We start from the raw sequence: 15,653 nt of genomic DNA, 5'->3' as shown, positions 1-15,653 counted from the left end.
GGTCCAGTGTGGGAGGGGGCTTGCCCCCGATGAGGCCCTAATCAACCACACTGAACTCAAGCCTGGCAGTTTGCCCCGCCTCATCCAGAACACTCAGTTGATAACGGCCCAATCGCTCGAAACTGGCATTGATGAAATCCTGGTTGGCACTGTCACCCAAAGGCGCCCCGTTAAGAAACCACCACCGCCGCCCGCTCCCGCCCAGGGCGGAGATTTTCAGGCGTAGCGCCTGTTGACTGGCAGCGGGCAGACGCAGTTGATCGCCCTCGCGCACGCCCACAATGGACAACGGCGAAGCGGCGGCCAGTGCCGGCGGCGGGCACTGCGGATCGGCTGCCGGGATGCGCGCTTCGCGGCGCTCCGCCCTGGGCAACCAAGGCTCCAGCGGCGCCGGCCACAGGGCGATATTTTTCGCTTCGGCGCCGGGGCAATGGGCATCCACGCGTAACCCCTTGGCGTTGACCCAAAGGTTTTCCATCAACCCCACGCTCAGGGGTTGGTCCAGCGCCTGCAAGGTCGGCGGCGTGGTGTTGTCCAGGGTCCAGGCAAAGCGCTGGCGACGGCAATTGGGATCGCTGCGACTCATCGGCTGGCCCAGCGGCCAACAGATGGCCGCCACGCCGACATTGGCCGGCACCGGCTTGACGGGTGCGCTGATGCCGCGCTGGCTGTCGCGGTTGGCCAGCACGTCATGCACCTGCAACATCAATGGCGCCGCCGACGCCAGGCCAAACTGCCCTGGCACAGGCGTGCCGTCTGGTCGACCGATCCAGACGCCGATCAGGTAACGCGGGCCGACACCAATCGCCCAGGCATCGCGAAAGCCATAGCTGGTGCCGGTTTTCCAGGCCAGCGTCGGGCGTTGCACCAGTTCGGCCCGTGGGTCGCGGTCGGGGCGCGCCTGGCCGCTGAGGATACGCCGCACGATCCAGGCCGCTCCCGGCGACAATAATGGCCGCTCCCTCAGCGCGTCATCCGGCTGCAAGCGCAGGGTGGCGCTCTTGCCGTCGCGGGCGAACGCACTGTAGCCGCTGACCAAGTCTTCCAGGCGGCTGCCCGCGCCGCCCAGGATCAACGCCAGGTTCGGTTCGGCCAATGCCGGCAACGCCAACGGCATGCCGCCGATGCGCATCTGCGCGGCAAAGCGTTTCGGCCCGTAGGCTTCCAGCAATTGCACCGCCGGCAGGTTCAGCGAACTGGACAGCGCCGTACTCGCCGGCACCGCCCCGGTAAAGCCCATGGAGAAATTGCCCGGCCGGTAATCGCCGTAACGTCGCGGCACGTCCTGCAGCAGGGACTCGGAATGAATCAAGCCATCGTCCAGGGCCATGCCATAGAGGAAGGGCTTCAAGGTGGAACCGGGCGAGCGCAGCGCGCTGATCATGTCCACATGCCCATAGCGCTTGGCGTCATTGATATCCACCGAGCCGAGGTAGGCACGCACGGCCATGGTCTCCTCCTCGACCACCAGGATCGCGGCGGAGGTGTGTTCGGGCAAACGCGCGCGCCAGCCCAACAGCAGGTCTTCCAGACGGCGCTGCAACGTGGCATCCACCGTGGTGCGGATCAGCGGCGGGCTGTCGGGACGGTTCAGGCGCCGCGCGAGCAACGGCGCCAGGCTCGGTTCCAGGCGCGGCGCGAGCAGCAGCGGTTCTTCCAGCGCCTCATCCACCGCCGATTGCGGCCATACCTGGAACTCGGCGAGCCGGCGCAGCACTTTATCGCGGGCCTGCTGGGCGCGCTGCGGGTGACGGTCCGGGCGCAAGCGGCTCGGTGCCTGGGGCAATACCGCGAGCAGGGCCGCTTCGGCGTGGGTCAATTGCGCCGGGGATTTACCCAGATAAGCCCAGCTGGCCGCCGCCACGCCCTGCAACGTGCCGCCGAACGGCGCGCGGTTCAAGTACAGGTTGAGGATCTGCTCCTTGGACAGGTGCCACTCCAACTGCGCGGTACGCCACAGCTGACGCAACTTGCCGAGGAAGGTGCGCGAATGCGGATCGAGCAAACGCGCCACTTGCATCGATAACGTACTGCCGCCCGACACCACCCGTGCGCCGGTCAGGTTCTGCCACGTCGCCCGCGCCAATGCCAACGGATTTACTCCGGGGTGCCGATAGAACCACCGATCTTCGTAGGTCAGCAACGCGTCCAGGTAATACGGTGAGACTTCGCTGGTTTGCACTGGATAGCGCCACACGCCATTAGCATCGGCAAAGCGCCACAACGGCGTGCCATCCTCGGCCAACACCACCCGCGCCAGGTCGTCCTGGGGCAACGGCAAGGGCCAGATACGGTCGGCCAGCCATAGCAGGGCAATCGCCAACAACAGGCTCACCAGTGTCCAGCGGGCAACAAAACGCAAATTCAAGCGGGCAAACCTCTATGCTTGTAGGGAACTCGCCTGTCGCTACAACGACCAAAGGCACAGTTACGCCCACCTTCTTATCAGGACACGCACATGCAGGTAGAAAGCTTTTTCGAGTGGTTGGGCCAGGCGCTCGGCTCCGTCATCCGCTTTATCGTCGACGGTCTGAGCGGCTTGTTCGGAGCCCTGACCCACGCCGGCGGCAACTTTATCGATGGCTTGTCACGCACCCTGGGCATGGACACCTCGATCATCAGCATCCTTACCCTGATCGTCGGGCTGTTGCTGCTGTACTCGGCCGTGCGGGCGTTCATGCGTGCGTCGATCATCATGGGGATTATCTGGTTGATCCTGGGGTTGTGGCTGCTCAGTTGGGTTGTGCACTAAGCCCGAGAATGTCCCCGATCCCATGTGGGAGGGGGCTTGCTCCCGATAGCGGTGGGTCAGTTGCCGGATACATTGACTGAAACACCGCTATCGGGAGCAAGCCCCCTCCCACAATAGTCCCCATTTCAACTTCAGCGATCAGCGTCCCTTGATCACCATATCTGCCGGGGTTTCGCCCACCGCCTGCCAGTTCGGCCGGTACATCGACTCCACCTGCGGCGGCGGCACGCGGTAGGTGCCCGGCGTTACAGCCCGCGCCAGATAGAGCAAGTGCGTCGTCCCATAGCCATCCAGGTTCATCGCCGCCACATAACGGTCATCACGAAACTCCTGATGCTTGAGCGAGGCGTTCTGCATCGATTCGCGCCACTCCTTCACCTGACTGCTGGCGTTCTCCAGGCTGGCCGCGCTCTGCGCCAGGTTCTGGTTTTCCAGTTCCAGGCCGGCGGGCAGCAGGTCGACCACCAGGGCGTCCGGCACCCGTTGTTTGGCGCTGACCGCCAAGTGCACCAACACCAAATCACCGCTGTTGAGGCTGTGCAGGTTCAGCGGCTGGCCGTTCATGCCCAGGTATTCGCGACGGATGCTCAGATTCTCGCCGCCCGCTGCCGGTGGCACTTGTGGATAACCGGAAAGGGTCAGTTGCTGATACACCGGCGTTTCGCCCTGGTTACTCAGGGTCAAGTCGCTGGACAGCAGCTTGTCATCCAGTTGCAGCGTCGATTGCTGATTGTTCAGTTCGCGCACCGCGCCACTGCCGGTCAGCGACACCTGCCAGCTCGCCTCTGGCTGGGCGAGCCCAAGGCGCCCAGCGAGGAACAGTGAGTTACGCTCCTGGGTCGACAGATACGGGCTGGCCGCCAACTGGTCCGCCAGGGTAAACAAACGTTCCTCGCGCTTGCCCTTGGCCAGGTCATTTTCTTCCAGCAAGGCCAGGATCATCGCCTGGTCGCGCAATGGGCTGCCGTAGTCGGCCAACCATTCCTTGGCGCTGCGCTGCGCCGCCAGGCCCGCGAGCAACGCCTGGTCCGCACGCGGCTGGTCGCCCATTTTCTGCAGGGCGATGGCCAGCTGCACCAGCGGCAAGCCGGAACGCGCATCACTGCGGCGTTCGAAGATGCTGCGCAAGGCCCCCAGCGGCGCCTGCTGACTGCGCGCCAGGACCATGCCGGCGTAGGCCTGCACGGCGAAACGGGTGTGGTCGGCGTTGTCGCTGTAGTCGACTTCGATCAGGTTGCGCTCCTGCACGTAGCGCAGCAGACGCTCACTGGCTTTCTTCAGCGCCTCGGCCGGTACGGCAAAACCCTGGTCGCGGGCGCGCAGCAGGAAGTCGGTGACGTAGGCGGTCAGCCAATATTCTTCCTCGCCGTCCGCGCCCCACAAACCGAAGCTGCCGTTGTAGCGCTGCATGCCCAACAGGCGTTCGATGCCCAGCTCGATCTTGCGTTTACGCTCGGCATCCGGCTCGCCCTTGATACTCAGGCGTTTGAGCAGCGCGTCGTCGGCATAGAGCGAGGGGTACAGACCGCTGGCGGTTTGTTCCAGGCAGCCGTAGGGGTAAGCCTTGAGCGCACTGATCTGCGCGCCGAGGTTCAACGGCGGCCGGCTGGACAGGCTCAACAACGCCTCGCGTCCAGAGCTGTCGAACTGCTCCAGGGTGCCTGCCGGCAAGCTCCACGGCTGGTCCTTGAGCACTGCGCGGTAATGCTTGAGCAACGCCGGGTAAGCAGGGCGCACGCCCAGGGTCCATTCACGGCTGAACGGCGGCAGGGTTTCACCGGGCAGGTCCAGGCCATTGACCGTGACCTTAACTTTGCCTTGCCCCAGACCGCCCCAGGCTTTTACCGGGATACGCAGGGTGGTGCGCTGGCCTTGCTTGAGTTCGACGGTTTGCGCGCCAGTGTTGACCAACTCCAACTGCCCTTCGGCACTCAGTTGCACGTCAAGCTTCTGCGCCTTGCCCGAGAGGTTGGACAGGTCCAGCGCCAGGGTGGTCTGGTCACCCCCGGCCAGGAAGCGCGGCGCCGACAGCTCGGCGATCAGCGGCGCGGCGATGACCGTCTTGGCTTCGGCCATGCCATAGCGATCATCGCTCCAGGCCTGGGCCATCAGGCGCAGTTCACCGTTGAAATCCGGAATATTGACGCTGACTTCACCCTCGCCCTTTTCGTTGAGGGTGACCGGCGCGCTTTGCAGGGCGACGATGGTCACGCTGGTGTCCGGGCGCTTGCCACCCTTGGCCAGTGCCGCATCGCCACCGAACGCCAGGCTGGCCAGGCGGCCCTGCCCGGCTTCGATCAACTGGCCGTAGATGTCGAACTGGTCCACGCCGTAGGCCTTGCGGCCGAACAGGCTGGCGTACGGATCGGGTGTGGGGTATTCGGTGATATTGAGAATGCCCACGTCCACCGCGGCCACCAGCACATGCACCTGCTTGGGCACACTGCCGTCGGCATTCCTGGCGGCGATCTTCACCGTCAGCGGCTGTTTGGGGCGCATTTTTTCCGGCGCGGTCAGCGTGAGGCCCAGCTTGCGCTGGGTACGATCCAACGGCAGGTGCAGCAGGCCCACCGCGCGTTTGGGGGTGATATTGGCTTTGCGCTCGCCAGGGCGGATCACCAGTGCGCTCACGTACAGATCATGCCGCGACCATTTCGGGTCGAGCTTCACGGCGAAGCTCTTGCCTTCGGCCGGCACGTCGATTTCCTGCCACCACAGCGGCCCCTCGGCAGACTCCACCAACAGGTAGCCTTTGCCGGCAGCCGGCGGGGTGACGGTGACATTGGCGGTGTCGCCATCGCCATAGGCGGGTTTATCCAGCGCCAGTTTGACCTGGTCGGGGCGCACGGCGCCGCCTTCGGTGTTGTCCTGGGCCTGATAGCCGGCCCAGAAGCGCAGGCTGCTGATCAAGCCGGTCTGCGGGTCTTCGACCTCGACGCGGTAAGGGCCCCACTCCACCTGGAAGCTGACCTTCGCGGTATCTCCAGCCTTGATGTCGAGGGTCTGTTCGTCGAGGTTGAGGAATTTCTCGTTGTAGTGATAGCTCCAGCCATCGTTGTCGGAGTAGTTCCAGTAGTAGTCGCGGCGCTCACGCACCAGACGCACCTTGAGGTTCTGCGCGGCGAGTTTCTGCCCGTCCTGGTTAGCCACCACGACTTCAAATTCCGCCGGGCCGTCGCCGTTGGTTTCAGTGCCGTCAAACAGCCCGCGCAGGCCCGGCAACTGCTCGGCCGGCCAGATCGGCTGTACCAGGCGCCGGGTGATCGGCCGGCCGCCCGACTCTTGCAGGCTGGCTTGCACGATCAGTTGCAGCGGCGACTTGGCCTCGGCCCATTTGCTTTCCAGGGTCAGTTCTTCCTGGCCCTTGGCGTCGAGCGTGCTTTCGTCCAGTTCGAAATCCTGGCTCAGCTCTTCTTCGGTGACCGAACCGAACTGGAAGCCCGGCAGGGCTTTGACCGCCTCACGCAACGGGCGCACATAAACCTGCCCGCTGACCCGGTTGCCCGAAGCCGGCGCGCCGTACAGATAACGGCCGTTGACCTGGATGACCGGGTCATCCGCCGGGCTCAGCGCGGTGTCGCTGCCCTTGAGTTCCAGCGCCAGGCGCTCGGGCAGGAAGTCTTCGACGAGGAATTCATACAACTGCGGTTTGCCATCGCCCAGGTCGAACACCAACTGCCACCGCCCGGTCGGCGCTTCGCCGGCCAGTTGCAGCGCGTATTGATAGAGGCCGGAAGCGTCGGCGTCCCACACGAACTTGCGGCTGACCTGCTCATCCGGGCGACGCACTTCGACGCTTACCGGTTGCGGCTTGACGGCGTTGCCGTCCTTGTCACGCAACAGCGCGTTGAGCAGCACGGTTTCACCGGGACGGTACAAATCACGCGGACCGAACACAAAAAACTGCAGCGGATGGGACGGCTGGCCAGCAATATCGAACTCGGCCAGGTCCAGCGCCGCGCTGTCGAGGCGCAATAAGCTGGTCTGTTCGCCTTGTTTGGCCAGCAGCACCTGGGCTTTTTTCGGCAGCGGCAACTCGGCGTGGCCACCGTCTTCGGTCTTGCCCTGGCCGAGCACACGGCCTTCGGCATCGAGAATTTCCAGCTCGACGCCGTTCAGCGCCTTGCCACCTTCCAGCGCCTGGGTAAACACATCCAGGCGATTGGCGTAGCGGTGCACCGACAGGCCGATATCGCTCAAGGTGAACAACGTGGCCGGTTGCGAATAGTTGTAGGTGCCTGAGGCGCGCATCACCGCCAGGTACACTCCGGGCTGCTGCAATTGCTTGAGGCCGGCGATCGGCAGCAACAGGGTTTCCCGGGTATTGCGCGCCGGGTTCAAGTCGAAACGCCCGCCGTAGACCAGATCGGCCATCGGCAGCAATTCGCGCGACTCGTAACTTTGCAGGCTGGTATTGCGCCCCCACTGCGCCAGGAACGACGGCAGGGACTCGGGCTTGATGCGGAAGAATTCGACGTCAATCTTGTCGACGTTCAGCGCGATTACCGGCAAGCCTTCGGCCAGGCGCGTGGGCAACAACGTGCCGCGGCTGGCAAAGCCGACGGTGGCCTGCAGGTCACGGGTTTCCAGGCGGGCGCTGTACTCGGCGGGCAGCAGGTTGTTATTCACCGCTTTGATACCCGGATCCACCGTAAGCACCAGCTTGCGCTGCGGCTCCAGGTGACGCAGGCGCAATTCCATCAGGTTGTCCGAGAGTTCCCAGGCGCCATCGACCTTGCCTGACTTGCTGTCCACCAGATGGACTTTGTCGGCGAACTTCTGATCCGGGTCCAGGGGAATGGAGAAACTCACCGACAAGGTGCTGGCCCCATCCAACTGCACCTCGGATACGTCCACCACGCTCAACTCGCGCCCGGCGTAGCGCTGCTTCAACGCCGCCACATCCACCGCCGCCTTGGCCGGCTTGGGCGCCACGCTCGCCGCCGGGGCGGAGGGCGCAGACGGTTTATCGGAAGAATCGCAGGCGCTCAGCAGGGCCAGCGCGCAGGCCAGGAACAATCCTTTGTTAAGCATGGGGCACTCGTCGTCAGAGGAAACCGGGGGTGAACTATATATCAGCGCAAGCCAGGCCGCTGTGGCGGCGATCACATTGACCGACAGAGGGGTGAGCGGGCCTGAATCCAAGCCCGATGCCACAGCCATCGGGGATCGAAATGTGGGAGGGGGCTTGCTCCCGATAGCGGTGGGTCAGAACTGGAGTCAACCACTGACACACCGCCATCGGGAGCAAGCCCCCTCCCACATTGGTTCTGCGGTGTGGCGGGTGGACGGTTACAATGCGCCACCTTCGAAGGAGCCTTCATGACCACCCTGCTCGCCGACTGGCGCCACCGCCCCACCCATCGCCGTGTCTGGGCCCTGGCCGCGCCGATGATCCTGTCGAATATCTCCGTGCCGCTGGTAGCCCTGGTCGACAGCATGGTCATCGGCCACCTGCCCCACGCTCACCAACTGGGCGCCGTGGCCGTCGGGGCCAGCCTGTATACCTTCCTCGCCTGGGCCATGGGTTTCCTGCGCATGGGCTCCACCGGCTTCGCCGCCCAGGCCGCCGGGCGTAATGACGGCGCGGCCTTGCGCCAGATCCTGCTGCAGGGTTTGTTGCTGGCGCTGGGGTTGGCGATGTTGCTGGGAACCGTCGGCATTCCGCTGAGCCACCTGGCCCTGGAGTGGATGCAGCCCTCCGCCGAACTGAACCAACTGACCCGTGAATTCTTCCATACGCGCCTGTTCGGTTTGCCTGCGGCACTGGCCACTTATGCGCTGGTCGGCTGGTTCCTCGGCACCCAGAACGCCCGTGCGCCGCTGGCGATTCTGCTGACCACCAACCTGGTCAATATCGCGCTGAACCTGTGGTTCGTACTCGGCCTGGACTGGGGCGTGGTCGGTTCGGCCCGCGCCTCGGTGATCGCCGAGTGGACCGGCGCCCTGCTCGGCCTGGCCCTCACGCAAAAAGCCCTGCGCGCCTACCCCGGGCATATCGCCTGGGGCGCATTGAAACTGTGGGAAAGCTGGCGCCCGCTGCTGGCGGTGAACCGCGACATCTTTATCCGCAGCCTGGCGTTGCAGTCGGTGTTTTTCATGATCACGGTACAAGGCGCGCGCCTGGGCGATGCCACCGTGGCGGCCAATGCGCTGTTGCTCAACGGCCTGCTGCTGACCGCTCACGCTTTGGACGGCCTGGCCCACGCGGTGGAAGCCCTGTGCGGCCACGCCATCGGTGCGCATGATCGCCAGGCGTTGAGACGTTCATTGGTGGTGGCCTGTGGCTGGTCATTGATCGCCAGCCTGGGCTTCGCATTGCTCTTTACCTTCGGCGGCCATGTGTTTATCGCCATGCAGACCGATATCCCCAGCGTGCGCGAAACCGCCGATATATACCTGCCCTACCTCGCGGTATTGCCGTTGATTGCGGTGTGGAGTTATTTACTGGATGGGCTGTTTATCGGCGCAACGCGGGCGCGGGAAATGCGCAATGGGATGTTGCTGACGGTGCTCTTGGTGCTGCCGGTCGCCTGGGCACTGCAGGGGCTGGGCAACCACGGGTTGTGGATAACCTTCCTGGTGTTCATGGCGGTGCGCAGTCTAACCCTGTGGGCGATTGCGTGGCGGTTGAATCGGCAGGGCCTGTGGCTGGGCGCCAGCTGAAGAAACCCGATCCAAATGTGGGAGGGGGCTTGCTCCCGATTGCGGTGTGTCAGCCACTAATGTTCTGACTGATCCACTGCTATCGGGGGCAAGCCCCCTCCCACATTTTTAGAGCTGTATCAGTTGCTATTACGAGGACAGGTACGAAGAACGGGTCAGGCCCAGGCGCAGCGCATCCAGGAACTGGGTGCGCTCCGACGCGGAGATCTTCGCGCTCGCGCATTTGTCACGGTAATGCGTCATCAACTCTTCCGGCGACAAGTGCACATAGCGCAGCATGTCTTCGATGGTGTCGTGGGTCTCGATACCGGCGCTGTACACCGAACCGTCTTCACGCTGGTAGATGTTCACCGAGTCGGTGTCGCCGAACAGGTTGTGCATGTCACCGAGGATTTCCTGGTAAGCCCCCACCAGGAAAATACCCAGCAGGTAGTCTTCGCCCTCGTTCAGGGCATGCACCGGCAGGCTGGTCTCGATGCTCTGCTCGTCGACGTACTGCTTGATCTTGCCGTCGGAGTCGCAGGTCAGGTCTTGCAGCACGGCGCGGCGCAGCGGCTCTTCGTCCAGGCGATGCAGCGGCAGGATCGGCAATACCTGGCCGATGGCCCAGGTGTCCGGCAGGCTCTGGAACACCGAGAAGTTGCAGATGTACTTGTCGGCCAACTTGTCGTTGAGTTCGTCCAGCACCTGGCGGTGCGAGCGCTGGCGCGCCTTGAGCGAGTTGTGCAGGCGGCGGCACACGGCGAAGTAGCACTGTTCGGCCAGGGCTTTCTCGGCCAGGGTCAGTTTGCCGTCGGCATACTGGGTGGCCACGTCGCTCATGTAGTGGGTGGCGCGCCAGTAGGTTTCGGTGACCATCTCGATATCGGTCGGGCCGAGCAGGTCCACCAGCCATTGCACGGTTTCCGGCAGGCTTTCCTTGTTCTCGATGGTCGGGATTTCGTCGTTGTGTTTCTCGACGTCGGTCACCTGCACCACCAGCATGGCGTGGTGGGCGGTCAGGGAACGGCCGCTTTCGGAGAAGATGTGCGGGTGCGGCAGGCTCTGCGCGTCGCAGAATTCCTTGAGCATGCCCACCACCACGCCGGCGTAGTCGTCCATGTCGTAGTTGATCGAACTGGCGTTACGCGAGTGGGTACCGTCGTAGTCCACGCCCAGGCCACCGCCGACGTCGATGTGGTCCACCGGCAGGCCGAGGTTGCGCAGTTCGCCGTAGTAACGAATGGCTTCCTTGAACCCGTGCTGGTAGTCGGCCAGGTTGGCAATCTGCGAGCCCATGTGGAAGTGCAGCAGGCGGATGCCCTGGTCAAGGCCGGCCGCGCGGAAACGCTCGACCACCGACAGCAGTTGCGCCGCCGACAACCCGAACTTGGACTTTTCACCGCCGGTGTCAGCCCACTTGCTCGAAGCCAGCGACGACAGGCGCACACGCAAACCAACCTGCGGCTTGACCTTGAGGCTGGCAGCCTCTTCGATCACCAGCCCCACTTCGGATTCTTTCTCGATCACGATAAACACGTTGTGGCCGAGTTTCTGGCCCATCAGCGCCAGGCGGATGAACTCACGGTCCTTGTAACCGTTGCAGACGATGGTGCCGCCCTTCGGCGCCAGGGCCAATACGGCCAGCAGCTCAGGCTTGGAGCCGGCTTCCAGGCCGATGGAGACGTTCTGGGTGGCGATGATGTTCTCGATCACCGCTTCCTGCTGGTTCACCTTGATCGGATACAGCGCGGTGTATTGGCTCTGGTATTCCAGGCGCTCAATGTTCGAATCGAAGGCACCGGTGAGCTGGCGGACACGGTCTTGCAGGATATCGGGGAAGCGCACCAGCAGCGGCAACGACAGGCCGCTTTTGCGCAACGCGTCGACTTGCTCGTACAGATCGACGGGCGTGCTGTTCGGACCGTTCGGACGGACTTCTACGCGACCGGCTTCATTGATCGCGAAATAACCGGCCCCCCAATGGCGAATCCCATAAACGCTACGGCTGTCCGCAACTGTCCATTGGCTGCCATCGTCTTTGCGTGTGCGTCGTACGGACATCGAAGTCCCCTATAAATGAAGGCGAAGGCGCCACCTCAAGCGGAGGCTGGCGCAGTCTAAAGAATGAAAATGACGATTTGCCTGTGAGGGAGGTAGACCTCGCTTGCAGGACAGAGTTTAGACACAGGTTGGGAAGAGGCTTTCAGCCGCCGGACTTCTTGGCCTTGTAACCGAGCTTGATCAACTCGGCCAACAGCAGTTCGACGTGATCGCCCTGGATTTCGATGACCCCGTCTTTCAACGCGCCACCGGTGCCGCAGCGCTTTTTCAGCGCGGTGGCAAGCTCCTTGAGCGCCTCTTCGGCCAGCGGCACGCCGGTGATGGTGGTCACCGTCTTGCCGCCACGGCCTTTGCTCTCGCGGCGTACGCGGGCAATGCCGTCGCCTTCGGGAATCAGGGTGTGTTTGCAGGTGCACGAGTCCACGGGCTGACGACAGTCCGGGCAGTGTCGACCTGCGTCGGTGGAAAATACCAGGCCACCCAGGGCGGCGAAGGATGCGGCTTTCTTGGCCACCGGCAATCCTCTAGGGGATGAAAAGTGGCGCAGTGTAACGGCAAAAAGCCAAGTTGCTAAGGGCCAAATGGCGCCATTTCATGCAACTTTAGCGACGCAACGCCATATAGCGCCGCAGGCCCTCTTGAGCGTCCGGGCAGTAAGACTTGTGTTTCGCCTCGCTCAACACCGTTTCAATCGGCAGGAAGCGCGCTTCCATGACTTCTTCGGGCTGCAGGCACAGTGGCCCGTCCCATACCGCAGAGTAGGAGGTGCACCAAAGCCTGCTGTCGCCGTCTTCGAAATAGAAATGGTCATGTTCGGCCAATTCCACGCCGCTGACGCCGAGTTCTTCTGCAAGCTCACGGGCCGCCGAATCGGCATAGGTTTCCCCTGCCGCGACCATCCCGCCCGCAGCCGTGTCCCAGAACCCGGGGTACAGTGCTTTGCTCAGGGTGCGCCGATGGACGCACAACTCACCCTTGGTATTGAACAGGAATATGAAGGTGCAACGGCCGATCAAGCCACGCCGGCGAAGGTCGGACCTGACCAGGTGGCCGAGCAGGTTGTCCTGCTCGTCGACCCAGCAGATCAATTCAGCGTCGGAGGCCTCGCGGTGGGCGGCCTCCCTTTGAGTAGCGTCCATCATCAACCCTGGTTGAGGAGCTGACGCAAGTCGATCACTGCAGCGTTGGCCCGGGAAATGTAGTTGGCCATTACCAGCGAATGGTTCGCCAGTACCCCGAAACCACTGCCATTGAGAATCATCGGACTCCACACCGGTTCCTGCGAGGCCTCCAGCTCACGAATGATCTGGCGCACGCTGACGGTGGCGTTTTTCTTGGCCAGCACGTCGGCAAAATCGACTTCAATGGCGCGCAGCAGGTGGGAAAGTGCCCACGCCTGGCCACGGGCCTCGTAGAACACGTTGTCGATCTGCATCCAGGGGGTTTCCACCACTTCCTCATCGACCTGCGGCACTTCACCCGGCGCCAGCGCTTCGGTTTTCAGCGCGGTGTTCAGCTTGACCCGGCCCACGCTGGCCGACAGGCGTTGCGACAGCGAACCCAGGCGGGTGGCGACATCGCCCAGCCAGTTGTTCAGGTTGTCGGCGCGGGAATAGAACAGCGCGCCCTTCTGGTTCGGGTCGGACAGGCGTGCTTCATAGCGGTTCAGGGAGTTGATGCCTTCCTGGTATTCCGACTCGCTGGACGGCAGCACCCAGCTCTTGTTGTCGAAGTTGAAACGCGGCTCGGCCTTGGCCAGGTCAGCGTCTTCAGCCGACTGCGACTGGGAACGGGCGAAGTCCTTGCGCAGGGCACGGGTCAGGTCACGCACCTGCACCAGCACGCCGTACTCCCAGCTGGGCATGTTGTCCATCCACAGGCCTGGCGGGAAACGGTCGTTGGAAATGTAGCCACCTGGCTTGTTCAGCAGGGTGCCGACCACACTTTTCAGGGTCTCGACGGTGGTATAGCCGATCACCATCTGCTTGCCTTCCTTCTCGGCGGCCAGCTGGGCGTTTTGCTGGACCGGGAACAACGCGGGTTCCTGACTCCAATACCAACCCAGGCCACCGGTGACCAGCAAGTACAAGCAGATCACGCTGAGCAAGGCGCGGCTCATCAGCAGGTTGCGAACGTAGCTGCGATTGGCCGACTTGGGCTCAGGGGCGGGGCCTTTGGCACTGCCTTCGCGGTTTTTCCAGTCCAGCATGGCGATATCCTTTCAATCACTTGAGTTCATGCACATCAATTGTCCGGGTGCGGTCAAACATTCCGACCACAACCCTACCCCATCGTGCCCATCGGTGCGGGCTTTTAAACCAAATTGGCGCATACCGAAGGTTGGACTATAAAGGATGCACACTTTTTACACAGCGCGACCACGAGGTCAAAAAATGAATACCGCAGACACCTACTTAATTGACGTATGACACTCATTCGTCAGAAAAGAGATGCTAGCATAGAGCCATCAGTCGACCTCAGCATGCACCCGCACAGTAGTCAGGATATGACCGAGTCAGAAGACCCCAGCCGCGAGCGTCTCAAGCAGCACTTTGCCCAGCGGGTAATTCATCAGGCACGTCAAATCCTTGAGATCTGGCAGCGCCTGCAGCGTAGCGAATGGTCCAACGCGGATTTCTCCGAGCTCAATGAAGCCAATCTGCGCCTGCAGCGCTTTGCCGAGCGCTTCGAACAGCCCGAACACCGCCAACTGGCCCAGCACATTGGCGAGTCCCTCAAGGCGGTGGATGAAAACCGCGGGCGCTTGAGCAGCCAATTGATCACCGAGCTCAATCGCTTGATGCAGCGCTTATCGCGCACCGGGTTGCGCCAGGGCGATCAGCTGGAACAAACCCTGCTGCCGCCGATGCGCAAGCCGATCTACGTGATGCTGGCCGACCATAACCGCGCCGAGCGCCTGGCCAAGCAGTTGGAATTCTTCGGCATGAGCGCCCAGTCCCTGGACAGCGTCGCAGCCTTTCGCGCCGCCATGGCCGAGCGCCTGCCGTCGGCCATCGTGATGGACGTGGATTTCTGCGGCACCGGCCTGGGCCTGAAACTGGCTGCCGAAGCCCAGGAAGGCCTGGAGCAAAAGCTGCCGCTGCTGTTTTTCAGCCTGCATGAAACCGACACCCCGACCCGCCTGGCCGCCGTGCGCGCCGGCGGTGAAGAATTCCTGACCGGCACGCTGGAGGCCTCGAGCCTGCTGGAAAAGATCGAAGTGCTGACCTGCGTGGCTCAATATGAGCCGTATAAAGTGCTGATCATTGACGACTCCCGCGCCCAGGCGTTGCATACCGAGCGCCTGCTCAACAGCGCCGGCATCGTCACCCGCACGTTGATCGAGCCGATCCGGGCCATGGCCGAACTGGCCGACTTCCAGCCCGACCTGATCATCCTCGACATGTACATGCCCGCCTGCACCGGCACCGAGCTGGCCAAGGTGATTCGTCACAACGACCGTTATGTCAGCGTACCGATCATCTACCTATCGGCCGAAGACGATCTGGACAAACAGCTGGATGCGATGAGCGAAGGCGGTGACGATTTCCTGACCAAGCCGATCAAGCCGCGCCACCTGATCACCACCGTGCGCAACCGCGCGGCGCGTGCGCGCAATTTGAAAGCGCGGATGGTGCGCGACAGCCTGACCGGGCTGTACAACCACACGCATATCCTGCAACTGCTCGAAGACTGCAGCTTCCGCGCCCGCCGCGAGAACAAGCCGCTGAGCTTTGCCATGCTCGATATCGACCACTTCAAGCGGGTCAACGACAGCCACGGTCACCCCATGGGCGACCGCGTGATCAAAAGCCTGGCGTTGTTTCTCAAGCAGCGTTTGCGCAAAAGCGACTATATCGGCCGCTATGGCGGTGAGGAATTCGCCATTGTGATGCCCGACACCGACCTCGATTCGGCCTGCAAAGTGCTGGACGAGATTCGTGGGCGTTTTGCGGAAATCCACTACCCGGCCCAACCCCAGGATTTATGGTGCACCTTCAGCGCCGGGCTGGTGGAGCTGTGCGACGGTTCCGACAGCCTGACGATGGCCGCCCAGGCCGATGAGGCGCTGTACCGCGCCAAGCATGCCGGACGTAACCGCGTGCAAGCCGCTCGCACATCAAAGCAAAGTGCCATCTTTTCACCGGAATCCACTGATTCGGTCATAACTTTGTAATGTAAACGCAATAAC

At 62.8% G+C, this 15,653-nt stretch carries 9 protein-coding genes; 3 read left to right on the top strand and 6 right to left on the bottom strand.

What is annotated here, in order from left to right:
* Positions 1 to 37: 37 nt before the first annotated feature.
* Positions 38 to 2,368 carry a peptidoglycan glycosyltransferase PbpC gene (gene pbpC, locus C4J88_RS03130; RefSeq protein ID WP_124406195.1) on the bottom strand — a complete coding sequence of 777 codons (2,331 nt, stop codon included), beginning with the start codon at positions 2,366 to 2,368 and terminating at the stop codon, positions 38 to 40.
* 90 nt (positions 2,369 to 2,458) lie between these two features.
* Between pbpC and C4J88_RS03125 the strand changes: the two genes are divergently transcribed.
* Positions 2,459 to 2,752, top strand: a complete 294-nt coding sequence (locus C4J88_RS03125; RefSeq protein WP_124365693.1) for a hypothetical protein — start codon at positions 2,459 to 2,461, stop codon at positions 2,750 to 2,752.
* Positions 2,753 to 2,890: 138 nt separating this feature from the next.
* Here C4J88_RS03125 and C4J88_RS03120 read toward each other — a convergent pair whose 3' ends face one another.
* The gene (locus C4J88_RS03120) at positions 2,891 to 7,786 is read right to left on the bottom strand and encodes an alpha-2-macroglobulin (protein WP_124406194.1); all 4,896 of its coding nucleotides are present in this window, start codon (positions 7,784 to 7,786) and stop codon (positions 2,891 to 2,893) included.
* Positions 7,787 to 8,074: 288 nt separating this feature from the next.
* Here C4J88_RS03120 and C4J88_RS03115 point away from each other — a divergent pair, with 288 nt between their 5' ends.
* Positions 8,075 to 9,418 carry an MATE family efflux transporter gene (locus C4J88_RS03115; RefSeq protein ID WP_124406193.1) on the top strand — a complete coding sequence of 448 codons (1,344 nt, stop codon included), beginning with the start codon at positions 8,075 to 8,077 and terminating at the stop codon, positions 9,416 to 9,418.
* Between the two features lie 129 nt (positions 9,419 to 9,547).
* On the opposite strand, the gene speA is transcribed toward C4J88_RS03115, so the two are convergent.
* The 4 genes from speA to C4J88_RS03095 form a co-directional block, all read right to left on the bottom strand.
* Positions 9,548 to 11,461, bottom strand: a complete 1,914-nt coding sequence (gene speA / locus C4J88_RS03110; RefSeq protein WP_124361102.1) for an arginine decarboxylase — start codon at positions 11,459 to 11,461, stop codon at positions 9,548 to 9,550.
* Positions 11,462 to 11,603: 142 nt separating this feature from the next.
* The gene (locus C4J88_RS03105) at positions 11,604 to 11,975 is read right to left on the bottom strand and encodes a translation initiation factor Sui1 (protein WP_124365690.1); all 372 of its coding nucleotides are present in this window, start codon (positions 11,973 to 11,975) and stop codon (positions 11,604 to 11,606) included.
* 88 nt (positions 11,976 to 12,063) lie between these two features.
* Positions 12,064 to 12,600, bottom strand: a complete 537-nt coding sequence (locus tag C4J88_RS03100) for an NUDIX hydrolase (protein WP_124406192.1) — start codon at positions 12,598 to 12,600, stop codon at positions 12,064 to 12,066.
* Positions 12,601 to 12,602: 2 nt separating this feature from the next.
* Positions 12,603 to 13,670, bottom strand: coding sequence for a DUF2333 family protein (locus tag C4J88_RS03095; RefSeq protein WP_124402953.1), 1,068 nt, complete (start codon positions 13,668 to 13,670; stop codon positions 12,603 to 12,605).
* 297 nt (positions 13,671 to 13,967) lie between these two features.
* Here C4J88_RS03095 and C4J88_RS03090 point away from each other — a divergent pair, with 297 nt between their 5' ends.
* Positions 13,968 to 15,638, top strand: a complete 1,671-nt coding sequence (locus C4J88_RS03090; RefSeq protein ID WP_124406191.1) for a PleD family two-component system response regulator — start codon at positions 13,968 to 13,970, stop codon at positions 15,636 to 15,638.
* Positions 15,639 to 15,653 lie beyond the last annotated feature (15 nt).

Origin of the sequence: Pseudomonas sp. R4-39-08 (assembly GCF_003852275.1) — a bacterium.
Taxonomy (GTDB): Bacteria; Pseudomonadota; Gammaproteobacteria; order Pseudomonadales; family Pseudomonadaceae; genus Aquipseudomonas.
Note: the sequence above shows the minus strand (reverse complement) of the source record. Positions and strands in the feature narration are given on the sequence as shown.

Excerpts from the sequence above, each read along its gene's own strand:
- C4J88_RS03125 (WP_124365693.1), top strand. The coding sequence starts at position 2,459 with ATGCAGGTAGAAAGCTTTTTCGAGTGGTTGGGCCAGGCGCTCGGCTCC.
- C4J88_RS03120 (WP_124406194.1), bottom strand. The coding sequence starts at position 7,786 with ATGCTTAACAAAGGATTGTTCCTGGCCTGCGCGCTGGCCCTGCTGAGC.
- C4J88_RS03115 (WP_124406193.1), top strand. The coding sequence starts at position 8,075 with ATGACCACCCTGCTCGCCGACTGGCGCCACCGCCCCACCCATCGCCGT.
- speA (WP_124361102.1), bottom strand. The coding sequence starts at position 11,461 with ATGTCCGTACGACGCACACGCAAAGACGATGGCAGCCAATGGACAGTT.
- C4J88_RS03100 (WP_124406192.1), bottom strand. The coding sequence starts at position 12,600 with ATGGACGCTACTCAAAGGGAGGCCGCCCACCGCGAGGCCTCCGACGCT.
- C4J88_RS03095 (WP_124402953.1), bottom strand. The coding sequence starts at position 13,670 with ATGCTGGACTGGAAAAACCGCGAAGGCAGTGCCAAAGGCCCCGCCCCT.
- C4J88_RS03090 (WP_124406191.1), top strand. The coding sequence starts at position 13,968 with ATGACCGAGTCAGAAGACCCCAGCCGCGAGCGTCTCAAGCAGCACTTT.